The organism is Brevundimonas sp., from assembly GCF_032055285.1.
Lineage (GTDB): Bacteria > Pseudomonadota > Alphaproteobacteria > Caulobacterales > Caulobacteraceae > Brevundimonas.
In genome coordinates, this window is sequence record NZ_DAMBRE010000001.1 from 809,784 (window position 1) to 836,539 (window position 26,756).

At 69.0% G+C, this 26,756-nt stretch carries 25 protein-coding genes; 8 read left to right on the top strand and 17 right to left on the bottom strand.

Translation table 11 applies throughout. The features are described from left to right. Nucleotides 1-134: 134 nt before the first annotated feature. Nucleotides 135-2,408, bottom strand: coding sequence for a TonB-dependent receptor domain-containing protein (locus tag RTY13_RS04070; RefSeq protein ID WP_312781317.1), 2,274 nt, complete (start codon nt 2,406-2,408; stop codon nt 135-137). A 163-nt stretch (nt 2,409-2,571) separates the two neighbouring features. On the opposite strand from RTY13_RS04070, the gene RTY13_RS04075 reads away from it, so the two are divergent. Both RTY13_RS04075 and RTY13_RS04080 read left to right on the top strand, forming a co-directional pair. Next, complete coding sequence (locus RTY13_RS04075; RefSeq protein WP_312781319.1) at nt 2,572-4,482, top strand: BCCT family transporter; 1,911 nt, start codon at nt 2,572-2,574, stop codon at nt 4,480-4,482. Between the two features lie 193 nt (nt 4,483-4,675). Further along, nucleotides 4,676-6,328 (top strand): serine hydrolase, encoded by a 1,653-nt coding sequence (locus tag RTY13_RS04080; RefSeq protein WP_312781320.1) that lies wholly within the window; start codon nt 4,676-4,678, stop codon nt 6,326-6,328. 65 nt (nt 6,329-6,393) lie between these two features. On the opposite strand, the gene RTY13_RS04085 is transcribed toward RTY13_RS04080, so the two are convergent. Beyond that, nucleotides 6,394-6,798, bottom strand: a complete 405-nt coding sequence (locus tag RTY13_RS04085; protein ID WP_312781321.1) for a hypothetical protein — start codon at nt 6,796-6,798, stop codon at nt 6,394-6,396. A gap of 130 nt (nt 6,799-6,928) precedes the next feature. Between RTY13_RS04085 and RTY13_RS04090 the strand changes: the two genes are divergently transcribed. Next, the gene (locus tag RTY13_RS04090) at nt 6,929-8,233 is read left to right on the top strand and encodes a hypothetical protein (RefSeq protein ID WP_312781322.1); all 1,305 of its coding nucleotides are present in this window, start codon (nt 6,929-6,931) and stop codon (nt 8,231-8,233) included. Here the strand turns inward: RTY13_RS04090 and RTY13_RS04095 are convergent. The 4 genes from RTY13_RS04095 to prmC form a co-directional block, all read right to left on the bottom strand. After that, on the bottom strand, nt 8,160-8,801 hold the full coding sequence (locus tag RTY13_RS04095; RefSeq protein ID WP_312781323.1) for a DUF4893 domain-containing protein: 642 nt from the start codon (nt 8,799-8,801) through the stop codon (nt 8,160-8,162). The two genes, RTY13_RS04090 and RTY13_RS04095, sit on opposite strands and share 74 nt — an antisense overlap. Before the next feature lie 169 nt (nt 8,802-8,970). Then, complete coding sequence (locus RTY13_RS04100) at nt 8,971-10,341, bottom strand: ATP-binding protein (RefSeq protein WP_312781324.1); 1,371 nt, start codon at nt 10,339-10,341, stop codon at nt 8,971-8,973. Between the two features lie 82 nt (nt 10,342-10,423). After that, nucleotides 10,424-11,386, bottom strand: coding sequence for a DUF4167 domain-containing protein (locus tag RTY13_RS04105; protein WP_312781325.1), 963 nt, complete (start codon nt 11,384-11,386; stop codon nt 10,424-10,426). 281 nt (nt 11,387-11,667) lie between these two features. Continuing rightward, on the bottom strand, nt 11,668-12,564 hold the full coding sequence (gene prmC / locus RTY13_RS04110) for a peptide chain release factor N(5)-glutamine methyltransferase (RefSeq protein WP_312781326.1): 897 nt from the start codon (nt 12,562-12,564) through the stop codon (nt 11,668-11,670). A gap of 9 nt (nt 12,565-12,573) precedes the next feature. On the opposite strand from prmC, the gene RTY13_RS04115 reads away from it, so the two are divergent. After that, nucleotides 12,574-13,890, top strand: coding sequence for a YihY/virulence factor BrkB family protein (locus tag RTY13_RS04115; RefSeq protein ID WP_312781327.1), 1,317 nt, complete (start codon nt 12,574-12,576; stop codon nt 13,888-13,890). A 44-nt stretch (nt 13,891-13,934) separates the two neighbouring features. Here RTY13_RS04115 and prfA read toward each other — a convergent pair whose 3' ends face one another. After that, on the bottom strand, nt 13,935-15,002 hold the full coding sequence (gene prfA / locus RTY13_RS04120; protein WP_312781328.1) for a peptide chain release factor 1: 1,068 nt from the start codon (nt 15,000-15,002) through the stop codon (nt 13,935-13,937). Between the two features lie 187 nt (nt 15,003-15,189). On the opposite strand from prfA, the gene RTY13_RS04125 reads away from it, so the two are divergent. Both RTY13_RS04125 and RTY13_RS04130 read left to right on the top strand, forming a co-directional pair. After that, nucleotides 15,190-15,798 carry a response regulator gene (locus tag RTY13_RS04125; protein ID WP_312781329.1) on the top strand — a complete coding sequence of 203 codons (609 nt, stop codon included), beginning with the start codon at nt 15,190-15,192 and terminating at the stop codon, nt 15,796-15,798. Nucleotides 15,799-15,887: 89 nt separating this feature from the next. Further along, entirely contained in the window at nt 15,888-16,670 is a 783-nt protein-coding gene (locus RTY13_RS04130) for a sulfite exporter TauE/SafE family protein (RefSeq protein ID WP_312781330.1), read from the top strand. Nucleotides 16,671-16,728: 58 nt separating this feature from the next. Here RTY13_RS04130 and RTY13_RS04135 read toward each other — a convergent pair whose 3' ends face one another. From RTY13_RS04135 to RTY13_RS04155, 5 genes are all read right to left on the bottom strand, one after another. After that, complete coding sequence (locus RTY13_RS04135; protein WP_312781332.1) at nt 16,729-17,325, bottom strand: glutathione S-transferase N-terminal domain-containing protein; 597 nt, start codon at nt 17,323-17,325, stop codon at nt 16,729-16,731. 2 nt (nt 17,326-17,327) lie between these two features. Then, a complete protein-coding gene (gene ispG / locus RTY13_RS04140) occupies nt 17,328-18,461 on the bottom strand; it encodes a flavodoxin-dependent (E)-4-hydroxy-3-methylbut-2-enyl-diphosphate synthase (RefSeq protein ID WP_312781791.1) in 1,134 nt (377 codons plus the stop codon). Nucleotides 18,462-18,525: 64 nt separating this feature from the next. Then, a complete protein-coding gene (locus RTY13_RS04145) occupies nt 18,526-19,581 on the bottom strand; it encodes a helix-turn-helix domain-containing protein (RefSeq protein ID WP_312781334.1) in 1,056 nt (351 codons plus the stop codon). 101 nt (nt 19,582-19,682) lie between these two features. Beyond that, nucleotides 19,683-21,887, bottom strand: a complete 2,205-nt coding sequence (gene ptsP, locus RTY13_RS04150) for a phosphoenolpyruvate--protein phosphotransferase (protein WP_312781793.1) — start codon at nt 21,885-21,887, stop codon at nt 19,683-19,685. 116 nt (nt 21,888-22,003) lie between these two features. Continuing rightward, the gene (locus RTY13_RS04155; RefSeq protein ID WP_312781336.1) at nt 22,004-23,278 is read right to left on the bottom strand and encodes an aspartate kinase; all 1,275 of its coding nucleotides are present in this window, start codon (nt 23,276-23,278) and stop codon (nt 22,004-22,006) included. Here RTY13_RS04155 and RTY13_RS04160 point away from each other — a divergent pair. Together RTY13_RS04160 and ubiG are read left to right on the top strand one after the other, a co-directional pair. Then, a complete protein-coding gene (locus RTY13_RS04160) occupies nt 23,226-23,348 on the top strand; it encodes a hypothetical protein (RefSeq protein WP_255413100.1) in 123 nt (40 codons plus the stop codon). The genes RTY13_RS04155 and RTY13_RS04160 overlap by 53 nt on opposite strands. Next, nucleotides 23,335-24,153, top strand: coding sequence for a bifunctional 2-polyprenyl-6-hydroxyphenol methylase/3-demethylubiquinol 3-O-methyltransferase UbiG (ubiG, locus tag RTY13_RS04165; protein ID WP_312781337.1), 819 nt, complete (start codon nt 23,335-23,337; stop codon nt 24,151-24,153). Before RTY13_RS04160 ends, ubiG begins: the two co-directional genes overlap by 14 nt. 4 nt (nt 24,154-24,157) lie before the next feature. On the opposite strand, the gene RTY13_RS04170 is transcribed toward ubiG, so the two are convergent. The 5 genes from RTY13_RS04170 to grxC form a co-directional block, all read right to left on the bottom strand. Further along, the gene (locus RTY13_RS04170; RefSeq protein WP_312781338.1) at nt 24,158-24,691 is read right to left on the bottom strand and encodes a GNAT family N-acetyltransferase; all 534 of its coding nucleotides are present in this window, start codon (nt 24,689-24,691) and stop codon (nt 24,158-24,160) included. Further along, entirely contained in the window at nt 24,646-25,107 is a 462-nt protein-coding gene (locus RTY13_RS04175; RefSeq protein WP_312781340.1) for a DUF6265 family protein, read from the bottom strand. The genes RTY13_RS04170 and RTY13_RS04175 overlap by 46 nt, the downstream gene beginning before the upstream one ends. A gap of 96 nt (nt 25,108-25,203) precedes the next feature. Continuing rightward, a complete protein-coding gene (locus RTY13_RS04180) occupies nt 25,204-25,638 on the bottom strand; it encodes a DUF1178 family protein (RefSeq protein WP_312781342.1) in 435 nt (144 codons plus the stop codon). Beyond that, complete coding sequence (locus RTY13_RS04185; protein WP_312781345.1) at nt 25,635-26,474, bottom strand: carbon-nitrogen hydrolase family protein; 840 nt, start codon at nt 26,472-26,474, stop codon at nt 25,635-25,637. Before RTY13_RS04185 ends, RTY13_RS04180 begins: the two co-directional genes overlap by 4 nt. After that, nucleotides 26,474-26,731 carry a glutaredoxin 3 gene (gene grxC / locus RTY13_RS04190; protein WP_207823671.1) on the bottom strand — a complete coding sequence of 86 codons (258 nt, stop codon included), beginning with the start codon at nt 26,729-26,731 and terminating at the stop codon, nt 26,474-26,476. Before grxC ends, RTY13_RS04185 begins: the two co-directional genes overlap by 1 nt. Nucleotides 26,732-26,756: the final 25 nt, after the last annotated feature.

Sequence of the window (26,756 nt, forward strand, 5' to 3'; positions counted from 1 at the left end):
GAAGCGACGCCTTGAGCTGTCGCAAACGAGGTGGGTGTGGCCCATGGGACACGCAAGTGCCCGAGACGCCCGACATGCGAAAACGCCCGCCGCCATGAAGGGCGACGGGCGTCGGGACAGAATCTAACGAAGGATCAGCCGCCGGTCGGCCCGGTCGAGAAGTCGAACTGTTCGGGCTGACGGCGCGGGCCGCCGAAGGACCAGGTCAGGCCGAGATAGAAGGCGCGCAGATTGATGTCCTGATCGCTCCGCTCGCGGAACAGGGGCGTGTCATAGGTGGTGGCGCCGCCGAAGGAGTTGAGGATGTCGCGGGCGGTGAACTGCAGCGACCAGGAGTCGTTGATCTTGCGGCGATAGCCCAGGTTGACCATCCCGCCGCTCTCGCGCGTCCCCTGGGCCAGCAGCTGGTCGCCCTGCCAGAAGCCCATGACCTGGACGAAGTCCTTGGGCGTGGCCTGCCAGTTCAGGCTGAGGCGGCCGGTCACCATCTCGCCCTCGCGGTCGCGGGCGCCGGGGATGCCGGACGCGTCGATCTCCTGACGGAAGGCGTTGACGCTGGCGTTGTAGCGCAGGGTCGAATGCAGACGGCCGCTGGCGGTCAGTTCCACGCCCAGGTCACGCCGCGCGCCCAGGTTCTCGGGCCGGGTCAGCAGGACGCCGCCGCCCACGTCCGTCGCCACATCGGTGAAGGCCTTGGTCGTGTCGCGATAATAGGCCGTGGCCTGATAGAAGTTCTGGCCCTGGCGCATCTGCCACATGGCCTCGAAGCTGTCCGTCTCTTGCGGCTCCAGGTTCGGATTGCCCGAGCGCAGGTTCAGCGGGTCGCCATAGGAGACGAAGGGATTCAGCTGGGTCGGCTGGGGCCGCTGGATGCGGCGCGAATAGCTGGCGCGCAACGTCTGTGTGTCGGTCAGCTTGTATTGCAGATGGCCGGTCGGATAGGCGCGGAAGTAGTCCTGTGACGCCCGCACGGCGTTGGTGACGTCCTCGACATCGACCTCTGCCTGTTCCAGGCGCAGGCCGAACTGGGCCGACAGCTTCTCACCGAACGGGCGCTCATAGGTAGCGTAGAGGGCGTGGACCGTCTGCTCGGCCTCAAAGCGGTTGCTCAGACCGGGCACGGGGCTCAGGGCGGCTTCGGACGGGCCCCGACGCAGGACGACGTCCTGATCCGGACGGTTGAGGCTCAGCTCATAGCCGGCGCGCAGCTTGGAGCCGTCGTCCATGGGCCGGGTATAGGCGCTGGTGAAGCCGATGGTTTCCTGCGCGTTCAGGAACTTCTGGTCCTCATAGACCGTCGGACTGACGGGCACGGAGAAGACGTTGGCGTTCAGCGAGGCGTTCTCGTTGTCGTTGCGGTCGTAGCGCAGCTCGTTGGACCACTCGTGGCCCGAGGCGTCGAACTGGTGCAGCACGCGGGCGGTGGCGCCCCAGCCGTCCATGCTGAAGCCCCCAACCCCGTCTCGGGTGTAGGCGCTGGTCAGGGCGCCCGATGCGTTACGGGTTTCAAACAGGCCGCCGGCCTCGGCGTCGGCCTCGAAACGGTTGGCGCGCAGCTCCCCCGTCAGCATCGTCTTGTCGGTCAGGCGGTATTCGACCGCGACCCGGCCGAAGGCGCCCTTCTGGATCATGTCGTTCTCCTGAACCGTCGTGGTCCTGGAGGTGACGGCGCCGGTGATCGGGTCCAGCTGTTCGCGCAGCCGGTCGAAGGCGAAGTTCTGATCGTCATAGCGATAGCTGACGTCGCCGGTCAGGGTCAGCTTGCCGCGCTGGCGCGAGCCGCTGACGCCGGCGTTCCAGCGGCCGTTGTCGCCGACATTCATCCGCACGGAGCCGGTCGTGGTCGTCGTCGCCGGCGCGCCGGGCGCCCCGGCGGCGGCCGGCGGAACCGGCTTGGTGATCAGATTGATGACCCCGCCGGAGCCTTCAGGGCTGTAGGCGGCCGAGGGGTTGGTCATGACCTCGATCCGCGAATAGCGGCTGCCCGGCAGTTGCAGGACGGCGTCGGCGCGGTTCGGGCCGGACAGAATCGCCGAGGGACGGCCGTCGACCAGGATGGTGACATTGCCGTCACCGCGCAGCGAGACATTGCCTTGAGGATCGACATCGACCGAGGGCACATTGCGCAGGGCTTCGGCCAGGGTGCCGTTCGCCGCCTGGAGATCATCAGCCAGGCTATAGCTGACCGAATCGATCGAGGTTCGAACGTCGTTGGCGCGCGCGGTGACGACCACGTCACTCACAGTCGCAGCCTCGTCCTTGTCCTTGCCTTCCTGCGGGGTCGAAGGCGCCTGAGTCTGGGGCGGAGCCTGAGTTCCGGCCGCAGGCGGCGGCGTCTGGGCCAGAACGGCGCCAGCGGGCAGGGCCAGAACAGCGCCGAACAGCGGCGCAAGCTTGAGTTTCGACATTGGTCCGTCCCCGGTGCGGACGTCCCTCAACGCCCTTCAACCGATGCGGCATATCAGCCGGGACTCGTATACCGCAGTTACATCTTTTTCATCCGAATGGCGCGTCTGTGGCCGCTCTGTGGCGATGAGGGAACTCCAAGCGTCGCCGTGCGTTTGCGGCCCCATGCTGACGACCAAGATGAACCCCCGCGTCTTCTGGGGGGCCAGCGCCATCGCGGGCGCCCTGCTCCTTCTCGCCATGATGGCCCCCGCCACATCCGACCTGCTGTTCGGGCGCGCCCAGGCCTGGGTGGTGGAGACCTTCGGCTGGTTCTACGTCGCCTCCGTGGCGGGCTTCATGCTGTTCGTCGCGGCGCTGGCTGTCGGGCCGACGGGTCGGCTGAAGCTGGGGCCGGACGACGCCGAGCCGGACTTCCCCTATGTCTCCTGGCTGGCCATGCTGTTCGCGGCGGGCATGGGCATCGGCCTGATGTACTTCGCCGTGGCCGAGCCGGTGCAGCACTACATCGCCCCGCCCGAGGCGCAGCCCGGCACGCTAGACGCCGCCCGCGAGGCCATGGTCATCACCTATACCCACTGGGGCGTGCACGCCTGGGCTATCTACGCCGTGGTGGGCCTCAGCCTGGCCTATTTCGCGCACAGGAAGGGCCTGCCCCTGACCATGCGGTCCAGCCTCTATCCCCTGCTGGGCAAGCGGGTGAACGGCTGGCTGGGCGACCTGGTCGACATCTTCGCCATCTGCGGCACCCTGTTCGGCATCGCCACCTCCCTGGGCTACGGCGTGGCGCAGATGACCTCGGGCCTGAACTACGTCTTCGGCCTGCCCAACGACGTGATCATGCAGGTCGGGCTGATCGTCGTCGTCATGGGCGCGGCGACGATCTCGGTCCTGACCGGGGTGGACAAGGGGGTGCGGCGGTTGTCGGAACTGAACCTGTTCATCGCCGTCTGCCTGATGCTGTTCGTGCTGATCGTCGGGCCGACCCTTTTCCTGCTTCGGGCCTATGTGCAGAATTTCGGTCTCTATCTGGACCACTTCTTCGGGCGAACCTTCACCCTCTACGCCTATGAGCCGCGCGCCTGGATGGCGGACTGGACCCTGCTCTACTGGGCATGGTGGATTTCGTGGTCGCCGTTCGTGGGCATGTTCATCGCCCGCATCTCGCGCGGGCGCACGGTGCGGGAATTCCTGATCGGCGTGCTGCTGGTCCCGTCAGGCTTCACCTTCCTGTGGATGACGGTCTTCGGCAATACGGCCATGAGCCTGGACCTGGGCGTGGCGGCGGGCGCCATTTCAGACGCCGTGCAGGCGGACCTGTCGACGGCCCTGTTCCACTTCTTCGAACACCTGCCCGGCACGGCGATCACCTCGGTCCTGGCCATCGCCCTGGTGGCGGTCTTCTTCGTCACCTCGGCGGACTCCGGCTCCCTGGTGATCGACACCTTGGCCTCTGGCGGGGCGGAGGAGACGCCGCGCTGGCAGCGCGTCTACTGGTGCGGAATGGAGGGCCTGACGGCAGCGCTTCTGCTGCTGGCCGGGGGCCTGGGCGCACTGCAGGCGGCGACGCTGGTGGCGGCCCTGCCCTTTGCGGTCATCATGATCCTGGCCTGTTTCGGCCTGGCGCGGCAGATGAACGCCGACCTGAAGGGCGAGGCGGTCGAGACGGAGGCCCCGCCCCTGCGCGAACAGCTCAAGCGCATCCTGGCGCCCGCCAGCCGTCGCGACATCGACCGCCAGATCGCCCGTCACGGCGCCCCAGCGCTGGAAGAGGTGCGCGCCGCCGTGGCCGCCGAGGGGCTGGAGAACAGCGAGGTCCAGAGCGACGACAACGGCGTCTGGCTACGGGTCGAGCATGCCAACGGGCGGGACTTCCTGTATCGGCTGGGCGCGCGCTCGCGCCCCCTGCCCGCTCTGACCGCGCTGGAGGCCCCCGAAAGCCGCCGCGCCTTGGAGTGGCGGCTGAGCGCCGTCACCGGCGACGGCGCCCGTCCGCGCGACGTGACCGGCTTCACCCGCGCCCAGATCGTCGCCGACGTGCTGGAGCATCTGCAACGGTGGCGGCTGGCGGCGTAGACCGGTCTGGTTCCCGCTCACCCCGGCGGCCGCCGGGGCCCAGTAAGAGCCGCGTTCGCAGGTATAAACCGTCGCGCCTGAAGGCACTGGATCCCGACATCCGCCGGGATGAGCGGGCTGAATGGGGGATCGCCCCTTGGCCGGGCGAAGCGGCGGCGTTAGCGTCGCCGTTCAGTCTCCGGGAGCGTCCTTGATGTCCATCCACCTGTCGCGCCGCGCCGCGCTGATTTCCTCCGCCGTCGCTACGACCGGCATCGCCCTGCCCGCGACCGGCTGGACCCAGACCAGCGCTGACACCCGCTCGGATGAGGCGATCGCCGCCGCCGCCGACGCCTGGGTTCAGCGCTGCATGGCCGCATGGCCCGAGCAGCCCGCCGTCTCCCTGGCCCTGGTGCGCGACGGCAAGACGGTGCTGGCCAAGGGCTATGGCGAGCGCCGTCAGGGCAAGGCCGAACCGGCCGACGAACACACCCTGTTCGCCATCGCCTCCAACTCCAAGAACGTCACCGCCGCTTGCCTGGCCATCCTGGTCGATGAGGGCAAGGTGAAGTGGGACGAGCCGATCAAGACCTATCTGCCCGGCTTCACCCTGTCGGACCCGATGGTCGGCGAGCGCATCACCGTGCGCGACACCCTCAGCCACCGCGCCGGTTTCGGCCTGGGCGCCGGGGACCTTCTGTTCTGGCCCAACAGCGACCGCACGCGCGCCGAGGTCCTGGCCCAGGCCGCCTTCGTGCCGATCGAGGACGGCTTCCGCGAGGACTACCACTACTGCAACCTGATGTTCGTGGTCGCGGGCGCGGTGATCGAGAAGGTTTCGGGCTTGAGCTGGGAGGACTTCGTCCAGACCCGCATCTTCGACAAGGTGGGCATGGGCGAGAGCGTGCCCCTGGCGCGTCTGGCCGATCCTAATAAGTCCGCCCTGCCTCACGGTCGCGTCGGACCGCCCCTACGCTATCAGGGGGCGATGACCCAGATCGCGGACTCTATCGTCGAGGTCTGGAACTGGGATTCAGCGGCGGCGGCGGGCGGCATCTGCGCCAGCGCCCACGACTGGGCCAAGTGGATCGCCGTGCGCCTGAACGAGGGCAGGCTGGCCGACGGCACGCGCCTGTTCTCCGAAGCCACAGCGCGCGAGATGTACAAGCCCAACATCATCGTCTCGTCCTCGAACGGGCCGACGGCGGAACTGCCCAACCGCGCCGTGGCCTCGACCTACGCCATGGGGTTGCAGGTGCAGGACTATCGCGGCGAGCGGCTGGCGACGCACGGCGGCGGCTCGCCCGGCGGCATCTCGGCCACGGTCCTGATCCCAGGCCGCAAGATCGGCTTCTCGGTCTTCACCAATGCCGAGGAGAGCTTCCTGCTGCGCGCCCTGCGCTCGGGCCTGTCCGACATCGCCATGAACCAGGTCGACGTCGACTGGATCGCCGACTCCAAGAAACGCGAGGCCGAAGGGACCGAGAAGTCGCTGAAGGCCGCCGTCGAGATCGACGCCAAGCAGGCGGCGGGCGCGCCGCCCTCCATGCCGCTGGACGCCTATGTCGGGACCTGGCGTGACCCCTGGTATGGCGACATCGTCATCGAGCAGAAGACCGAAGGGCGCGGCCGCAACCGCAAGTCCGGCCTGTGGCTGGCCTTCACCCACACCCCGGCGCTGCAGGGCTGGCTGGAGCCCTATGACGGCGAGACCTTCCGCACCCGCTTCCCGGACAAGCGCGAGGAGGACGCCTTCATCACCTTCAACATCATGACCGCCAAGCCGGCGACCGCGATGCTCAAGGGCGTCTCGCCCGACATCGACTTCTCCTATGACTATCAGGACCTGCGGCTGACGCGGATCTGAGGCCAGCAAAAAGGGGCGGTCCCGACGGGCCGCCCCTTCTTCGTTTTGTCGCTCGGCTTTGGGGCCTAGCGTGCCGCCGGACGCTGACCGGCCTCGAGGATGGGCATCCCCGCCTCGGTCGGGATGTAGATGGTCTGGCGGCCTTCCTTGCCGGCGGTTTCCTGCAGCATGTTGATATAGGACCAGCGCAGATAGGCCTCGGGGCCGCCGAGCGCCTCGGCCATGATGCGGTTGGCCTCGTTGGCGCCCTTGGCGCGCTCGATCTCGGCGGCGGCGGTCAGCTTGGCCGAATCCAGGGCGGCCTGGGCCTCCAGCACGCGGATGCGGCGGTTCTGCACCGCCTCTTCATAGGCGGCCTTGCCCGCCATCTGCTTGGAATAGACATTGTAGGTCGGGAATCCGACCAGAACGATCGCGATCAGGACGCCGATGGCGATGATCGAACCGATAGTGAAACCTATGCCGCGCATGCGCGCCTCCCCTCATCAAACGAGCTTCAGGGTGGACGTCGCCGACAGCGCCGGTCAAGCGCAGCTCAGCGACATCGCGCCGCAGGTGTATTCGATTTACGCTCCAGCCCGGCCTGTCTAGTCGAACGTCATGATTAATGAACCGCGTTCGCCTAACCTTCCCCTGCGTATCCTTCTGGTCGGCGACGCTCGCATGGCCTTCCCCGTGGCCAAGGCGCTGAGCCAGGCGGGGCACGAGGTCTTCGCCGGCGTCTCGACGTCCAGCAACTATCTGGAATGGTCCCGTCACGTCAGCGGCTCCTTCCGCCACTCGCCGTTGGAGCCGGGGACGGACGAAGCCCTGCCCGTCATCCTGGACTGGCTGGACCGGAACCGCGTCGACGCCGTCCAGCCTGTCAGCGAAGCCGGATCACGCCTCATCACCCGCCACCGGGCAGCCTTCGAGGCGCGGGCGCGGCTGATCATGCCCGAGGCCGGGACGGTCCAGACCTGCATGAACAAGACCCGGATGTTCGAGCTGTGCGAAACCCTGGGCGTCGCCCTGGCGCCCCACCGGCGCGTGCAGGACATGACAGGGCTTCACGCGGCCGCCGCCGCCATCGGCTATCCCCTGATCGTCAAGCCCGCCGTGGTCGACGCCGAACTGTTCGACCGCAAGGCCCTGATCATCGCCGATGAGACGCAGCTGGCCGTCGCCATGCCGCACTGGCCGGACATCCACCCCGAACTGATCGTTCAGAAATACGTCACCGGCCCGCGCCACAGCGTCATCTTCAGCGCCGACCGCGGGCGACTGCTGGGCGCGGTCGAGATCAAGGCGGCGCGCACCCACGAATATGACGGCACCGGCTACACCACCTTCGGCGTGACGGTGGAGCCGACCCCCCTGGTGCGCGAGGGGGTAGAGAAGCTGGTCGCCCACCTGGCCTATTCCTCGACCGGCTGCGCCCAGTTCATCGTCTGTCCGACGACGGGCGAGGTCACCTTCATGGAGATCAATCCGCGCGTCAGCCTGGGGCGGATTTCGGAATGCGCGGGCCTGCCGCACAGCGTCTGGGGTCTGCAACTGGCGACGGGCCGAGCGATCGTCGCCCCCGCCGATCCCTGGGCGATCTATCGACGCGGGGTGCGCTATGTCTGGACCAAGGGCGACCTGACCCTGCTGCGCCAGCAGGTGAGACGCGGTCATGCGAGGCCCGCCGAGGCGGCCCGACGGCTGGCCCGCATCGCCATCGACGCCGTCCAGTGCGCCCACGCCATCTTCGACCCGCTGGACCCGATGCCGGCCGTGGGCACCTATGGCAACATCCTGATCAAGCGCTGGCGCCGACACCCGGAGTATCAGCCCGGCTGGCCGACGGTCAGCGCCGGGTCGGGACGGCGGGGACCAGCTCGATCAGATCCAGGTTGGACTCGTTCGCGGGCCAAGGGATGACCAGACGCCACCGCTGCTCGCCGATGCGCTCCACCACCGCCACCATGTCCCGCTCAGGTCGCAGGCCATAGGCGCGGGCGGCGGGCTCGGAGGCCAGGGCCATCGACCCCAGGAAGACCATATGGCGGTCATTCTCGGGATACAGCAGACCGCTGGGCCGCTGAGAGCCCGTCAGCTTGGAGAATTTCAGGCCGGCGGGGGTCTGCTCGATGCGGCAAGCGAACCAGCCGTAGACGACATAGCCCAGCCCCTCCTCGCCGCTCTGCGACCCCAGCTTGACCGTGCGGCAGCGATAGGCGCCGACCGGCGGCGTCACTGACGGACGAGCCGCGCCCGGCACGATCAGGTCGCCGAGCGAGGAGATGTCGCCCGAGCCAGGCTGCCGCCTGGCCTGCTGCAGAGCCAGGGTCCAGGCGGCCTCGCGGCGTTGATAGCGATCACGTTCGGCGGCGGTGATGACGCCGCGCCAGTCGCTCAGGACCGCGCCGGCGGGGACGGCGGGGGCTGGCGGCGGCGGCGGCACGGTCGCGCAGCCCGCCAGGACAGCCGCCAGTACGCTCGGGATCAAGGCGCAAGAACGGCTCGTCTGGAAACGAAAAATCCTGGCCGACGAACGTGACATGGGCTCTCCCTCGCACAGGGTCGAAAAGCCCCTCGCCGTCTAGGAAGCCCTCCGGGCGGCCCGCGTCAACCCCGAGGACCGGCGCCGTCGTTACGCCAGACCGGGACGACACGGCTCAGGCGGCGTCGACCGCCCCCGTGGGCGCCGCCGCTACAGGCCTGGCCGGAGCAGACGCGGCAGCTGACGACAGCGCGCGCGAAAGGGCCGCCGCCAGGGCCGGAATGTGCAGCGGCTTGGTCAGGTATTCGACGAAGCCCGCCTCGCGCCCGCGGCGCATGTCGGCGGGCGTGGCGCTGGCCGACAGGGCCAGAACCGGCAGGCAGCGCGTCAGCGGATCTTCGGCCATCCGCGCCTTGAGCTCGAACCCGTTCATGCCCGGCAGGTTGATGTCCAGGATGACGACGTCCGGCCTCAGGTCGCGGGCCAGGGCCAGGCCCTGCGGCCCCGTCTCGGCGACATGCAGAGACATCCCGCCCAGGGCCGTGATCACATGGCGCATCAAGGCGATGTTGGACGGATTGTCCTCGACATAGAGCAGGGTCGCCTCGGGCAGGGTCATGGTCGGCGCGAACGAGGCCGTCACGGCGCGCGGCGTCCCGGTCGCGACCGGCAGGCGGACGGTGAAGACCGCCCCCTCGCCTTCGCGGCTCTCGGCGTTCAACTCACCGCCCATGGCCTCGATCAGGCGCCGCGCCACAGCCAGGCCCAGCCCCGCGCCGGCCACCTCCGAAGCCTCGCGGCCCAGACGATTGAAGGGCTGGAACAGACCCTCCATGCGATGGACCGGAAGACCCGGTCCGGTGTCGCTAACGTTGAGGCTGACACCCTCGCCCGACTGGCGCGCCTCGATCAGCACGGCGCCGCCGGGGCGGTTGTATTTGACGGCGTTGGCGATCAGGGCGGTCAGCACCTGACGAAGGCGCTCGCGGTCGGCGAGGGCGGCCAGACCGGAGACCGGCGGCGGCGCGCACAGCGCGATACCCGCCGCCTCGGCCATGGGACCAAGAGCCTCGCAGACCTGTCGCGCGATCAGCAGCGGATCGACCCGCTCGACGCTCAGGGCCAGACGCCCGCCCTCGATGTCGGCCAGGTTCAACACCTCGTCGACCAGGGTCAGCAACCGACCGCCGGCGGCGCGAATCTGCTCCAGCGCCTGATGCTGGCGATGGGTCAGAGGCTCCAGCGCCTCATTCATCCGCATCAGGTCGGAAAAGCCGATGACGGCGTTCAGCGGCGTGCGCAGCTCATGGCTCATGCTGGCCAGGAACTCGGCCTTGGCGCGATGCGCCGCCTCGACCTGCGCGGCCTGCCCCTCGGCGGCGGCGAGCGCCGAGCGGAGCTCCTGGGCACGCAGTTCAGCACGGGTTTCCAAGGTGGCGTTGAGCCGCCGCAAGGCCGCGGCCTCGCCCTTGGCCCTGACCGCAAGCCGCAACCCCGCCCAGCACCCGGACATGGCCAGGGCCACCACCACCAGAACGAGTTCCATCGCACGTCCTCCCGATGCCTCGAGAATGACGCCCATAGATTGCTGTTATGTAAAAATACGCGCTTAGGTTGCGCGCCGTCGATCAGCCCTCGTCGGCGGCGGGCTCGACCTTGCGACGCGGCGCGCGGCGTTTGGGCGCGGGGGCCTCCGAAGCCTCGGCCTCATCCGCAGCCGGCGTCGAAGGACGCGTCAGGAAGCCGGGCAGGCCCATGCCGTCGCTCACTTCGCCGTCGGCGGGCGCTTCGGCCGGGGCACGTTCGGCGCGCGGACGACGCGGGGCGCGGGCCGGACGAGCCTCGCCCTCTCCGGCGACAGGCGCGGGCTCGCCGACGACAGATTCGGCGGCGTCGGGAGCGTACTCAGCCTCGGCCAGGGCGCGGGCTTCGTCCTCCGGCGTGGCCTCGCCAGCCTCGAAGCGACGGTTGCGTTCCTCGCGGCGACGCTCCCAGCGTTCGCGGCGGGTCTCGCGGCGGCCGCCTTCGCGGTCGCCCTCGGCGCGAGGCTCACGGTCGTCGGCGCGCGGTTCACGTTCGGCGCGCGGTTCGCGATCACGGTCGCGGTTGTTGTCGCGATCGCGGTTGTAGTCACGATCCCGGTCGCGGTTGGCGTCGCGCTCGGCGCGCTCAGCCTGACGGCGGGCCTCGTCCTCCGCCTTCTGCTGCTCAGCGGCGGCGGCGGCGATGATGGCGGCGGCCTGGGCGCCGGACTCGTCCTCGAAGTCGATGTCGAAGCCCTGGCCGGCCAGTTCGCGCTGGGCGATCTCGCTCACCGGACGTTGCGGCTGCAGGGCGCGCAGGACGCGGAAATAGTGTTCGGCGTGCTGGGTGTAGTTCTCGGCCAGGACCCGGTCGCCGGCGGCGGCGGCGTCGCGCGCCAGCTGCATGTAGCGCTCATAGACGGTCTGGGCGTTGCCGCGGACCTTGATGTTCTCCGGGCCTTGCGAGTCCCATGACCGGTTCGGGTTGGTCGCATTGGCGTTGTTGCCGCCGCCGCCGGGCTTCCGGTTGCGTCCGCGCTGACGCTTCATGCCCTTGAAATCTCTCATCGGAGCTTACCGTGCTGGTGCGGGCCGCCGTCGGTTAAGGACGGGCAGGACCCAGTTCGTCGTTCCGTTCGGTCGGGGCCAATCCCCGTATCGATGTGCTCGGAAAACCGTTCGCCGCCCTGTGGTCCGCCGGACCGACCGGCCCGACCGTCACTGGCCCAGACGCGCTTGAGCGAGCAAACCTGCCCGAAAAGACTGCGTTTGAGTGGGAGACAAGAAACGACTTAGCGCGCGATGGCGCCGTTTCCAAGGCTTTTGTTGCGCGCCCCCCGCAGCCCTGATCAGGCTTCGGGAATGGGATCGACGCGCGGGTCCGGCCCGTTGGTGACGACGCGGTCCCGGTCGCCCAGGTCCTTGACCACCTTGACCCCGGTGAAGCCCGCCGCCTCGAACAGGGCCTTGACCGCCTCGCCCTGGTCCCAGCCGATCTCGACGGCGAAGACGCCTTCGGGACGCAGGATGCGGGCGATCTCGGGGGCCAGGTCGCGATAGGGCTGCAGGCCGTCCGGCCCGCCGTCCAGCGCCAGATGCGGATCGTGCTCGCGCACCTCCGGGTCCAGGCCGGGAATATCGCCGGTCGGGATATAGGGCGGATTGGACACCACCAGGTCGAAGCTGTCCTCGGCGAAGCCCGCGGCCCAGTCCGTGCGGATGAAGGTGCAGCGGCCGTTCAGGTCCAGGTTAGCGGCGTTCTCACGCGCCACGGCGATGGCCTCGGTCGAGATGTCGGTGCCGACGCCGCGCGCCCCGGCGCGCTCCATCAAGGTGGCCAGAAGGATGGCGCCCGATCCGGTGCCCAGGTCGATCATCTCAAAGGCGCGCTGCGGCGGGAAGGCGCGGACGATGACGTCCAGCAGGGTCTCGGTGTCCGGGCGCGGGCTGAGCACGTCGGGGGTGACGTTCAGCATGATCTTCCAGAAGCCCTTCTTGCCCAGGATGCGCGACACAGGCTCGCGCTTCAGCCGACGCTCGATCATGACCTCCAGAGCGGCGATCTTGTCGGCGTCGACGACGCGGTAGGGATCGGTCAGAATGTCGACGCGGCCCGCCCCGGTCGAGGCCTCCAACAGCAGGCGGGCGTCGATCGACGGGCTGTCGATCCCGGCGGCTTTCAGGCGGGCCTGAGCGCCTTTCCAGGCGGTCAGCAGGGTCGGGGCGGCGGGGGCGTTTTCGGACATGAAGGCTGATTGGCGATTGCCGCACGGGAATTCAAGACGCAAGCGGTCCGGGAACGGGCGGTCAGCGTGGCCGTTGTGGGGCGGATGGGGATGCAGAACCTTCTGAAACGGCCTGAGCGACGGCGTGGAAACGGCGGTGCGATCTGGCGCTATCTCGGCGCGGCGGCGGGCGGCCTGGCGGCGGGCGCCACGGCGGCGCACCTGCTCTATACCCAAGGCCACAAGTACGGCGTCGAGTTGCGCCCCAAGCGGCCCGAACCCCTGCCCCCGCGCGACCCCACGCCAGAGGACTATGACGCCAAGGAACCCGGTCGCGGACGGCTGGCCCAGCATCCGGCGCACATTCCGCGCAAGGGCTGGATCGACATCGCCTGGCGCACGACCATGGGTTATTTCGGCGACCGGGTCGGCTTCGTCGCCGGGGGCGTGACCTTCTTCATGCTCCTGGCCCTGTTCCCAACGCTCGGCGCCTTCGTCACCATCTACGGCCTGTTCGCCGATCCGGCCGACGCCTGGAACCAGCTGAGCTTCCTCTATGAGGTGCTGCCCTCCAACGTGGCCCAGTTCCTGGGCGCCGAGATGACCCGCCTGGCGGGCGGCTCGACCGGCGAGCTGACCTTCACCCTGGTCTGGACCCTGGCCCTGTCGCTGATGGCGGCCAACGGCGGGGTGAAGACCCTCTTCTACGGCCTCAACCTCGCCTATCACGAGGTCGAGCGGCGCAACATCGTCACCTACAACCTGCTGTGCATGGGGATCACCGTCTCGGGCCTTCTGGCGGTGCTGCTCAGTTCGGCCCTGGTGGTCGGCGTGCCGGTCGTCCTGTCCGTGTTCGGGCTGGAAGAGGAATGGGCCCATCTGGCGCCGCTGCGCTGGCCCCTGCTCTATCTCGGCTATGTGGCGGCCCTGGCCCTGATCTATCGCATCGGGCCATGTCGGGCGCAGGCGCGCTGGCGCTGGCTGACGCCAGGCGCCCTGTTCGCGGCGGCGCTCAGCCTGCTGGTGTCCTTCCTGTTCAGCTGGTTCCTGACCAACTTCGTGCGCACCGATTCCTATGGTCCGCTCGCGGCGGCCATGGGCTTCCTGCTATGGACCTGGTTTTCCGTGCAGGTGATCCTGATGGGCGCCCGGCTGAACGCCGAGATCGAGCATCAGACCGCCATCGACACCACCACCGGCGCGCCCCGGCCCATCGGCGAGCGCGGGGCGATCATGGCGGATTCGGTCGGCCCGCGCCGGGGCAACCCGGCGGCCCTGGCCTTTACGCTGAAATACGCCGAGGCCCTGGGCGACCGGGTGCTGAAGCGGCGCGTCAAACGCAGATAAAGCAACGCCTCTCCCTCCCCATCATGGGGAGGGAGAAATCTACGTCAGCCGAGCTCGGCTTCCAGATCGGCCAGACGCGCGGCCTGGTCCTCGGCGATCAGGGCGTTCAGCAGGGGGTCGATGTCGCCTTCCAGAATCTGCGGCAGGCTGTGCAGGGTCAGGCCGATGCGGTGATCGGTCACGCGCCCCTGGGGGAAGTTGTAGGTGCGGATGCGCTCCGACCGGTCGCCGGAACCGACCTGCGACTTGCGCGCGTCCGAGCGAGCCGCGTCCTTGGCCTGGCGCTGCATGTCGTAGAGGCGCACGCGCAGGTTCTTCATCGCCTTGTCGCGGTTGACGTGCTGCGACTTCTCCGACGAGGTCACCACAATGCCGGTGGGCAGGTGGGTGATGCGCACGGCCGAGTCGGTCTTGTTGACGTGCTGGCCGCCCGCGCCCGACGAGCGGAAGGTGTCGATGCGGATGTCCTGATCGCGGATCTCGATCTCGACGTCCTCGACCTCGGGCAGGACGGCGACGGTGGCGGCCGAGGTGTGGATGCGGCCTTGCGCCTCGGTGGCCGGCACGCGCTGGACGCGGTGAACGCCGGACTCGAACTTCAGGCGGCCGAACACCCCGTCACCCGTCACCGTGGCCACGATCTCCTTGTAGCCGCCTGCGTCACCCTCGGCGATGCTGTCGATCTCGACCCGCCAGCCGCGCGAGGAGGCGTAACGCGAATACATGCGGAACAGGTCGCCGGCGAAGATGGCCGCCTCGTCCCCGCCGGTGCCGGCGCGCACTTCCAGTACGGCCGAGGCGTTTTCATCAGCGTCACGCGGGGCCAGCAGCAGGGCGACCTCGCGCTCCAGCTCGGGCAGGCGCGCGTTCAGGGCCTCCAGTTCGTCGGCGGCCATGGCGGCCATTTCCGGGTCCGAAGCCATGGCCTGCAGGTCCTCGGCCTCGGCGCGGGCGCGGGCCAGGGTCTGAACGGCGTCGGCCACCGGCTTAAGCTCGGCATGCTCTTTCGACAGGCGCACGATCTCGGCGCCGTCCGACGCCGCGCCCATGCGGGCCTCCACCTGATGGAAGCGGTCGAGCACCTGATCGAGCCGGGCCTGGGGCAGTCGCAAGGGAGCGTCCTTTGAAGGGAAAATCGAGGGCGGAGCCTTACCCGCCGGGCCGCCTCCTGTCGATGAAAAGGCCTGAACACGCGCAGATGGAGCGATTGTGAACAGCCGTCACAAGCCCGTCAGGTCAGTTTCTTCGCACCTGCAAACACCCTAGCTCCACCAGGGCTGAAACTGACAGGAGACAGGCATGTTCGATGGAAACGCGGATTCGACCGCCGGCGCAGACGCCAATGTGGCGCGGCTGTGCGCCCTCTACGACGGGCTGCTGGAGGCCCCGGACGCGAGCGTTTCCGCCGAGGCCGAGACCGAGCTGAGAGCCCTGGCCAAGATCTTCGACCTGGACGCCGAACGCCCCGCCGCCGAGCTATGGCCCTATCTGCGCGCCGTCCTGGTGCGCCAGGCGCCGGCTGAAACCCCCGCCTCGGCGCCCCAGGTCGAGCCCCTGACCGTGCTTCTGGTCGAGGACGACGCGGACGCCGCCGCCGCCCTGACCGAGGCCCTGGACGCCGCCGGACACCGGATCGTCGGCCCCTTCCACAGCGCCGAAGCGGCCGAGGCGGCGACCGCCCTGCACCCCATCGACGCGGCCCTGCTGGACATCAACCTGTCGGGCGAGGCCACCGGCGTCGATCTGGCCCGCAGCCTGAAGGCGCGGTGGGGAACCCCGGTCATCTTCCTGTCAGGCGACGTCAGCGCCGCCGCCGCCAACGCCGAACTGGCCGCCGCCATGGTGATCAAGCCCTATACGGGTCGCGACGTTCTGGACGCCCTGGCGCGACTGGAGCCCGCCGCCTGATCCCCCGGCGTCCGGGATCAAAAGCGATGCGCGGCCATTGCCAAGACGGCCGCGCAATGCGCCTGATGCGAAGCAAGGCTGAGGGCTGAATGGACACCTTTCTTCTGTTCCTGATGGTGGGCGTCCTGGCCCAGGCAGTCGATGGCGCTCTGGGCATGGCCTATGGCGTGATCTCGTCCTCGGTGCTGCTGGCCTTCGGCGTGCCGCCGGCCACGGCCTCGGCCAGCGTCCACGCCGCCGAGGTCTTCACCACCGCCGCCTCGGCGGGCAGCCATGCCTGGCACCGCAATGTCGAATGGCGGCTGTTCCTGCCGCTGGCCATCGCGGGCGTGATCGGCGGGGTTCTGGGCGCCTATGTCCTGACCGGCATCGACGGCGATATCATCAAGCCCTTCATCATCGGTTATCTGGCCCTGGTCGGCGTCTGGATCCTGTGGCGCGCAGGGCATGACATCCCCCATCGCCACCTGCCTGCCTGGATCACCGCCCCCATCGGCGTGGTCGGCGGCTTCCTCGACGCCATCGGCGGCGGCGGCTGGGGGCCGACGGTGTCCTCGACCATGGTCGGCGCCGGTCACGATCCGCGCAAGGCCATCGGCACCGTCAACACCGCCGAGTTCTTCCTGACGGTCGCCATCTCGGCCACCTTCGTCTGGGCCCTGGTGACCGGCCACTGGGAAGAGGCAGGCGCACTGGAGAACCACGCCGCCGCCGTCGCCGGTCTGGTGGTCGGCGGCCTGATCGCCGCACCCTTCGCCGGACTGATCGTCAAGAAGGTGCCCCGCAAGGTCCTGGCCTATGCCGTCGGTTTCCTGCTGCTGATCCTCGCCGCCTTCCAGGGCGCGCAACTGGCCGGACTGATCGGCAAATAGCAAAGGGCGGGACGCGCTCAAGCCCGCCCCGCCCCTTCATTTCACATCCTCGCCGTAGTCAGACCGGCGTGGTCGCCTGGAAGCTGGGTCGCTGTTCCAGCGCGGCCTGCAGGGCGACCAGGTTGGGACGGCCGGTCTTCCAGTCGTAGTCGGGGTGGCGGAAGCTGACCCAGCTGACGACGATCCCGGCGCTCAGCACGCCCATGTTAAAGTCCTCGGCGTCCGGCGCGGCCGCTTCCAGCGCGTCCAGCGCCCGACCCATGTTGAAGGTCCAGCGCTCCATCCAGGACGGCGAGCGCTCGTGTTCGGGCCGACGCTTCTCCAGCACCAGCTTGACGCCCATTTCGAGCGTGGCGTTGGCCAGGGTCTCCAGCCGCTTGACGCGCAGGCGCTCAGGCCCCTCGGCGGGCAACAGGCGCGGGCCGGCCCCCATGGCGTCCAGATACTCGGCGATGACCGGGCTGTCGGTCAGCGGCAGGCCGTCCTCGGCGATCAGGGTCGGCACCTGCACTACCGGATTGGTGGCCAGCAGCTCCGGCGCATTGGCGTAGGGATCGACGGCGATCTCCTCGATGCGGTCGGAGAGGCCCTTCTCACGGGCGACGATGCGGACCTTGCGCGCGAAGGGCGAAGGGGTGGTGATGTAGAGTTTCATGTTTACTCGGCGGCCTTGCGGGCGGCGTCCAGTTCGGCGGCCTTGGCTTCGACCTGGGCGACGATCTCGTCGATCATGCCGTCATTGGCCTGTTTGTGGGCGATCTTGCCGTTCAGATACAGCATGCCCGAGCCCGCCCCGCCGCCGGTGAAGCCGACGTCGGTATAGAGGGCCTCGCCCGGGCCGTTGACGACGCAGCCGATGATCGACAGCGACATGGCCGTCGAGACATGGGCCAGCTTCTCTTCCAGAATCGCCACCGTCTCGATGACGTTGAAGCCCTGACGGGCGCACGACGGGCAGGCGATGATGTTCACCCCCCGGTGACGCAGGCCCAGGGACTTGAGGATGTCGAAGCCGACCTTGATCTCCTCAACCGGGTCGGCGGCCAGCGACACGCGGATGGTGTCGCCGATGCCGGCCCACAGCATACTTCCCATCCCAATCGCGGACTTGATGGTGCCGGTGCGCAAGGGACCGGCTTCGGTCACGCCCAGGTGCAGGGGGCAGTCGATGGCCTCGGCCAGCTGCTGATAGGCGGCCACCGTCAGGAAGGGGTCGGACGCCTTCACCGAGATCTTGAACTCGTGGAAGTCCAGATCCTGCAGGATTCGGGCGTGGTTCAGCGCGCTCTCGACCATGGCGTCGGGGCAGGGCTCGCCGTATTTCTCCAGCAGTTCCTTCTCCAGCGACCCGGCGTTGACGCCGATGCGCATGGAGCAGCCGTGGTCTCGGGCGGCCTGGACGACCTCCTTGACCCGGTCGATCGAGCCGATGTTGCCGGGGTTGATGCGCAGGCAGGCAGCGCCCGCCTGGGCGGCCTCGACGCCGCGCTTGTAGTGGAAGTGGATGTCGGCCACGAGCGGCACGCGGGCCTCGCGCGCTATGGTCTTGAAGGCGGTGGTCGACTCCACGTCGGGGCAGGAGACGCGGACGATGTCGGCCCCGGCCTCTTCCAGCTGACGGATCTGCTCCAGCGTCGCCGCCGCGTCGGTCGTCGGCGTATTGGTCATCGACTGGACGCTGATCGGGGCGTCGCCGCCGACCGGGACGGAACCGACCATGATCTGGCGGCTCTTGCGGCGCTCGATGTGGCGCCAGGGACGGATGTGGCCGAGTTCGGAATGGTCGCTCATGTCGCGCGGAACATAGGCGAGGAACGACGGCAAAACCACGACATCAGTCGCGGTCCGCGACGATTCATCTAGCAGGCGGGGCAGCCGGAGCTGCGGCGGCGGGCGGCGGCGTGGCGGCCAAAGCAGCGGCGGCCTGGGCCGCGCGTGCGCGGGCCTGGGCTTCCGCAGCGGCGGCGGCGCGGGACTCGGACTGACGGGCCTCGGCCTGGGCGCGGTTGTTGAGCGACCCGAGCGGCGACTGGGGCGCAGGCAGGGCGCCGCTGTGCTCGCCGTTCAGATAGACGTCGAAGGCCGTCGGGTCCGAGACGTCGATGGTGGCCGAGAGGCCGGGCGGGGCGCGCCAGGCCTCGCCCGCCGCCAGTTGGCGCGCGAACAGGATGCGTCCATCGCCCTGACGCACCACCAGGGTGGCGGGCTTCTTGGCCTGCAGAATGACCTGGGAGGCCGTGGCCGAGGCGCCATAGACGGCCCCGCGCGGATTGAAGGCGGCCTGGACCGGCGGCGCGGGCATGGCCACGGCGTTGGGATCATCGGGGTCGATGCCGGTCAGCTGAGCCTCTAGGCCGGGCGTGATGTAGAGGGCCGGGGTGGTCTGATCCGGCGGCGCAGCGCGCGGCGCGCCCAGATAGAGGGCGCGTTCGACCTCGGAATCCGCCTCCTTGGCCCAGTTCTTGGGTACGGCGACCAGGTCGGACGGGTGCGGCGGCTCGATGCGGACGACGCGCTGGAAGACGTTCCAGCCGACCACGGCCAGGATCAAGACGCCCAGCGCGCCCAGGACCTTGGGCGAGGTGCGCCGCATCTGTTGCAGGGCGGCGCCGGTCGGGGCCTGAAGCGGCACCGCGGCTTCGGGGAATTCACGCTTGAAGCGCTCGACCGCCGTCAGTTCGTCCAGACCCAGCGCCCCGGCATAGGCGCGGACATAGCCCATGGAGAAGATGCGTGACGGCAGGACCGAGAACTCGTTCTGCTCCAGCGCCGTCAGGTAGCGCGGATGCACCCGCGTCATGGTCGACAGCTGGGCCATGGACCAGCCCGAGGCGAGACGAGCGGCACGCAGGGCTTCGCCCAGCGTCTCGGCGTCCTCGAGGGACGGCGCGTCCTGCCGATCCTGATCCATGCGGGGTTCCGTTGGTTCGGGCGCAAACACGCCCTGCCCCTGGCTTAGACGAGCTGTCCCTTGCGGGCAACGCGGGAAAGCGGCCCCGCTTCAGACAGTTCTCAAACGGCGATGTTCAGCTTGCGCGCCAGGGACTCGATCTCGCCGCGCACCGATCCGGCCGAGGAGCCGAGCAGGACGTTCATGCCGCGCCGGGCGGCGGACAGGTCGGCCGACAGGATCATCCGCTTGACGGGCCCCACCCCGCCGGCGGGCGCCGAAAGGCGGGTGTAGCCGAGCGTGATCAGGGCGAAGGCTTCCAGCGGACGCCCGGCCAGCTCGCCGCAGACCGAAACCGGCGTGGCGCTGTCGGCGCACTTCTGCTGGATCTCGGCCAGGGCCCGCAAGGCCGGCGGCGACAGGGGGTCGTAGCGGTCCGACACCATGGGATTGGTCCGGTCGGCGGCGAACATGTACTGCAGCAGGTCGTTGGTGCCGATCGAGACGAAGTCGGTCAGGGGCAGCAGGGCGTCGAGGTGCCACAGCAGGCTGGGGCACTCGACCATGGCCCCGACACGCAGCAAAGACGGCAGGGGCCGCCCGCGACGCCGCGCCCAGTCGCATTCGACATCGACCAGTTCACGCGCAGCGCGGAACTCGTCCACCGTGGCGATCATGGGGAACATGACGCGCAGCTCGCGCCCGGCGGCGGCGGCCAGAAGCGCTCGCACCTGCATCCGCAACAGGGCCGGACGGTCCAGACCCAGGCGGATGGCGCGGCGGCCGAGCGCCGGGTTCTCTTCGCGCTCATTGTCGAGATAGGGCAGGACCTTGTCCCCGCCGATGTCGAGGGTGCGGAAGGTGACGGGCCGGTCGCCCGCCGCGTCCAGCACCAGCTTGTACAGCGCCGTCTGGGCGTCCAGACGCGGCAGTTCGTCCGAGACCATGAACTGGAACTCGGTGCGGAACAGGCCGATGCCCTCGGCCCCCGTCGCGTCCAGATTCTCAAGGTCCACCGCCAGACCGGCGTTGGTCAGGATGGTGATCCGCGTGCCGTCCTTGGTCACCGCTGGCGTGTCGCGCAACAGGTCGAACTCGGCCCGGCGCTGTTCGCGCACCGCCATCCGGGTCTGCACCGCCGCCAGCATGTCGGGGCGCGGCCGCAGATAGGCCTCGCCCGTCTCGCCGTCGACGATGACCTGATCGCCCTCGGACAGGCGGTCGCGCAGCCCCTGCAGACGGCCGACGCAGGGGATTTGCAGGGCGCGGGCGACGATGGCGGCGTGGCTGGCGGCAGAGCCTTCTTCCAGCAGCAGGCCCCGCAGCTTGTGGCGCGGATATTCCAGCAGGTCGGCCGGACCGAGGTTTCTGGCCACCAGGATGGCGTCGTCGGGCAGGTCGCGCTGGCCGGGGTTGTCGCCCGCCAGCACGCGCAGCAGGCGGTTGGCCAGGTCCTCGAAGTCGTGCAGCCGCTCGCGGATATAGGGGTCGCGGGCCTTGGCGAAGCGGGCGCGGTGCTCGTTGCGGACGCGGTCCACGGCGGCCTCAGCGGTCAGGCCCGAGCGCACCGCCTCCTCCAGCGACCGGTTCCAGCCCCGGTCGTCGGCGAACATGCGATAGGTCTCCAGAACCTCGAAGGAGGTCCCGCCCAGCTTGCTCTGGCCGCCTTCCAGCATGTCGTCGATGCCGGCTTTCAGCGCCGACAGGGCCTCGGCCAGACGCCTTTCCTCGGCGGCCGGATCGTCGGACAGCAGTTGCTCGGGCGCCAGCGGGGCCTCGTGCTGGACGACGACGCCATAGGCCAGGCCTTCAGCGAACTTCTGGCCCTTCAGCCGTTCGGGGCGATGGGGGGCCACCTCGACGTCGCGCAGTTCGTCCTGGGCCAGCAACTCGCCCGAGGCGACCGTCTCGGCCAGGACCATGGCGATGGTCTGGATGTCCTCGACCTCTTCCTCGTCATAGCGGCGGGCGGCGCGGTTCTGGACGACCAGAACCCCGATGGCCCGACCGCCGCGCAGCAGGGGCGCGCCGAGGAAGGCGTGGAAGGGGTCTTCGCCCGTTTCGGGGCGATAGGAGAAGCTGGGGTGGGACGGGGCGTCCGACAGGCTGATCGGCTGGGCCAGCCGGGCCACCTCGCCGACCAGACCCTCGCCGGGCCGAAGTCGGGTGTTGTGCACGGCCTCGGGATTCAGACCCTGGGTGGCGAACAGCTCCAGCTCGCCCGAGGCGCGTCGCAGATAGATGGAGCAGACCTCGGCCACCATGGACTGGGCGATGACACGCACCACCATGTCCAGCCGGTCCTGCGCCGGGCCGCCGCCGGCCATGGCTTCGCGGATCTGGCGCAGGAGGTTGCGAGGCCCCCTCGTCGTCAATCCGCCCTTCACCATGTCGCCTCCCGCCTGGCCGCCCTTCGCTCAGATAGGGCGGCGTTGCTGTTTTCCTATAGGGCGTCCAGCCCGTAGGCCGCGTGCAGCGCCCGAACCGCCAGTTCGGAATAGGCGTCCTCGATCAGGACGCTGATCTTGATCTCCGAAGTGGAGATGGCCTGGAACTTGACGCCCTTGTCGGCCAGGGCCCGGAACATGGTCTGGGCCACGCCCGCATGGCTGCGCATGCCGACGCCGATGACCGAGATCTTGGCCACGTCGGCGTCGATGCGCAGTTCCTCAAAGCCGATCTCGGCCTTGGCGGCGGTCATCATCTCGGCGGCGCGCTGGGCGTCGCGACGACCGGTCGTGAAGGTCAGGTTCACCGCGCCCTCGGTGCGGGCCTGGCTCTGCACGATCATGTCCACATTGACGTTGGCCTCGGCCAGACGCGTGAAGACGTCGGCGGGGGCGTCGGTGCGGTCCGCCAGACCCAGCAGCGTGATCCGGGCTTCGTCCCGGCTCATGGTCACGCCGGAAACGATGCGCTTTTCCACGATCTCATCCTCGTCACAAATCAGGGTGCCGGCGTTCTCCGGCAGATTTCCATTCTCATCCGGCTCGATGAAGCTGGACAGGACCCGAACCGGGACCTGCTTGGCCATGGCCAGTTCGACCGAGCGGGTCTGCAGCACCTTGGCCCCCAGGGAGGCCATTTCCAGCATCTCCTCGTAGGAGACCTTTTCCAGGCGCCGCGCGCGGCTCTCGATGCGGGGGTCGGTCGTATAGACGCCGTCCACGTCGGTGTAGATGTCGCAAGGGGCGCCCAGAGCCGCCGCCACCGCCACCGCCGAGGTGTCGGAGCCGCCGCGGCCCAGGGTGGTGATGCGGCCGTCGCGGGTCACGCCCTGGAAGCCGGGCACGACGGCGATCTGGCCGCTGTCGACAGCCGCGCCCAGGACGTCGCCGGGCACGTCCTCGATGCGGGCGCGGCCGTGAGCGTCGTCGGTGATGATGGGGATCTGCCAGCCCATCCAGCTGCGCGCGTCCAGCCCCATGTTGCGCAGGGTCAGGGCCAGAAGCCCCGACGTCACCTGCTCGCCCGAGGCGACCACCACGTCGTATTCGTCGTCCGACAGGGGCAGGCCCGCGGCGGCGGGACCCGCGCCGTCGGTCCAGGCCACCAGCTCATTGGTCTTGCCGGCCATGGCGGAGACCACCACGGCGATCTGTTTGCCCTTGGCGGCCTCGGCGGCGATAATTCGCGCCGCACGACGAATACGCTCGAGGTCCCCCATGGAGGTCCCCCCGAACTTCATCACCAGTCGTGTCGTTTCGGGCCGCGTCATCGTGGCGTTTCGTCCCCTGCTTGCATGGGCGGCCAAGGCGGTTCATGCCTGCGGCCATGTCCGCTTCTAACGACAGCCTTGAGCCGCGCAAACCCCAAAGCGAAGAGGGTTTTTCACCCTTTGCAACCGATCGTGCCGAGGGGCCGAGCATTGATCCCGCCGATGTGGCCCGTTTCTCGGCCCAGGCGGCGGAATGGTGGGACCCGAAAGGGCCGTTCGCGCCCCTGCATCGCTTCAATCCGGCGCGGCTGAAATTCGTCCGCGACCGCGCCGCCGAACATTTCGGACGCGACGTTCGGACACGCGCGCCCTTCAACGGTCTCAGCCTGATCGACATCGGTTGCGGCGGCGGCCTGATCGCCGAGCCGATGCGGCGCATGGGCTTCGAGGTCACAGCCATGGACGCCTCGTCCGAGAATATCGGCACGGCCCGCGCCCACGCCGAACAGGTGGGCCTAGACATCACCTATCGGGCCGCCACCGTCGAACAGATGGTGGAAGCGGGCGCCGGTCCCTTCGACGTGGTCCTGACCATGGAGGTGATCGAGCACGTCGCCGATCCCGAGGCCTTCGTCCGCGCCTGCTCCAAGCTGATCAAGCCGGGCGGCCTGATGATCGTCGCCACCCTGAACCGCACCCTGAAGGGCCTGCTGCTGGGCAAGGTCGCGGCCGAATACGTGCTGCGCTGGGTGCCTGCGGGCACCCACGACTGGCGCCAGTTCCTCAAGCCCGAGGAACTGCGCGCCATGCTGGACGGCGAGCCCCTGACCGTCACCGGCCCTTACGGGCTGGCCTATGACCCGCTGAACGACCGCTGGAGCGAGGGCGACGACGTGGGCATCAACTACATGATGATGGCGACGCGCGACGCCTGACCGCTCAGAGCGGTCGGATCATGTAGCGAGCGTCGTCGCCGTAGCTGGCCAGCTTTTCGGCCATGCCGGGCGGATTTTGCACGACGAAGCCGTTGCGCTCCCAGAAGGCGGTCGCCTCGTTGACGGCCACCAGGGCGATCTCGGGCCAGCCCGCCGCCCTGGCCTGTTCGGCCAGCCGTTCGACGATCAGGCGGGTATGGCCGCCGCCGCGCGTGTCGGGATGGACGGCCAGATCGTGCAGATAGATGACCTCGGCGTCCTCGGGCACGGCGCCGATCAGGCTGTCCAGCGGCGGCGCCGCGTTGCGCTTCCACGGATAGGCCATCAGGTAGCCCATGACGGTTCCGGCGTCGTCGGACAGGACGAAGCAACCCTCGGGCGCCAGTTCCTGACGCTCGGCGAAGCATTCGCGCGCCTCGAAATGGTCGGGGAAGGACAGGCGGGCGACCGCGACGACGCCGTCGACGTCGTCGGGCGTCATGGACCGCCAGATCAGCTGGGGCACCGCGCGTTCAGTTCCGCCTTGTTGAAGGTCCATTCCGCACTCCGGGTCTCATCATCATCTGCCCCTTCGATGCGGGCGGTCAGCACATCCCCCGCGCGCTGATAGAGGATGCGGTGCGGAAAGTCGTTGGCGGGGTTGGCGAAAACCGCCCGCTGCGGCCCGCTTTCGATCAGGCGGAAGGGGGTCGGCGCGGCCCCGGCCGGCTGCGCCACATAGGCCAGGGCCCCGTCCTGCAGGCGGGTGATGCGCGCGAACTCGAAGCCGCTGCGGCCATTGCGCACAGTCACGGTATGACCGACCATCAGACCCGCGCGCGGGTCGCTCCAGGTCTCCGACGCCTCGCGCCCTCGCGAACAGTCCAGCCAGTAGCCGGCCAACCACGACAGGTCGGGCGCGGGCGGCGTCGCTTGTATCAGGGCGGCGGCCGAAAGCACGGTCAGCAAGGCCATCGAAGTCTCCCTCCTCGGTTCGAGAAGGAGCCTAGATCAATCCCGTCCATCGCGCTTGCAGGAATCCGGCCCGGCCGCCCTCACTCGGCCGTGGCTTCAGTTCGCCTTCTTGGGGTCCGGCGGCAGGCTGGGCAGTGGCGCGCAGGGCACGCCGTCGTCCTTCAGTTTCTTCACCTCGGCGGGGGTGGCCTCGCCGTAGATTTCGCGCTTCTCGGAGCGGCCTTCGTGGATGTCGCGGGCCTCGCGGGCGAAGGCGTCGCCGACATAGTCGAAATTCTCCTCGACGTGATCGCGCACCTCGCGCGCCGCCTGCATCATCATGGCCTGCATCTGCTTCATCGCATCGGGCGACGACGCGGCCTTCTTCGTGCCGGCCACCGCCGGGGCCATGATCTGCTTGCGGATGACCGTCGAGGCGCAGAAGGGGCATTCGACCAGACCGCGCGCGGCCTGATCGTCATAGTCGCCGGATGAGGCGAACCAGGCCTCGAAGCCGTGGTCATGGTCGCAGGACAGGGCGTAGCGGATCATTGCGGCGGATCAAATTCACGGTCGTGGCGCAGGGCCGGGATCGAGGCGCGGGCGCGGTCTACTGCGCTCAGGTCCAGGGCGGCGTGAAGGACGCCGGGCTCATCGTGGTCAGCGCGGGCGATGACCTCGCCCCAGGGGCCGACGATCAAGGAGCGGCCCCAGGTCTGACGGCCGTCCTCGTGGGTCCCGCCCTGGGCCGGGGCCAGGACGAAGGCGCCCGTCTCGATGGCGCGGGCGCGCAGCAGGGTCTCCCAGTGGGCCTCGCCGGTCGGGCGGGTGAAGGCGGCGGGCACGGCGATCATGGCCGCCCCGGCCTGGGCCAGCTGGCGATGCAGGTGCGGAAAGCGGACGTCATAGCAGATGGTCAGACCCAGGCCGCCCCAGGGGGTGTCGGCCAGACGCGCCGCCTCGCCGGGGCGCACCGAGGCGCTTTCGCGATAGGTCTCGCCATTGGCCAGATCGACATCGAAGACATGCAGCTTGTCATAGCGGGCCGTGACCGCCCCGGTCGGATCGATCAGCAGGGAGCGGTTGGCCGCGCGGGCGTCGCCGGGCGCGCTTGATCGCACGATGGCCGAGCCGATCAACAACCAGACGCCCAGTTCCGCCGCCAGAGCCCGCAGGCCGAGGACGGCGGCGTCGGCGTCTTCGCTCGACAGGGCGGCGTCACGCAAGGCCCGGCGCTGCTCGAGGAAGTTGGTCCCCTCGGGCGTCAGGATCAGTTGCGCCCCGCCCGCCGCCGCCTGGCGGATCAGCGGCTCGACATGGGCCAGCCCCGCGGCCGCCGTCGCCGGCGTCCGGGTCTGGATCAGCGCGACCTCGAGCCGCTCGCTCATCAGGCCGCCAGCAGGGGGTCCAGACCGCCCTTGCGGTCCAGGGCGTGGATGTCGTCCGAGCCGCCGACGTGCTGGCCGTTGATGAAGATCTGCGGGAAGGTGGCCTTGCCGCCCGAACGCGCGACCATCTCGGCCTTCTTTTCCGGGTCGTTCGAAGCGACGATCTCGGTGAACTCGGCGCCCTTGCGGGTCAGCAGGCCCATGGCGGCGACGCAATAGGGGCAACCGGGCTTGGTGTAGATGACGACTTCGGCCAACTCAGGAACTCCTTAAACTGCAGGC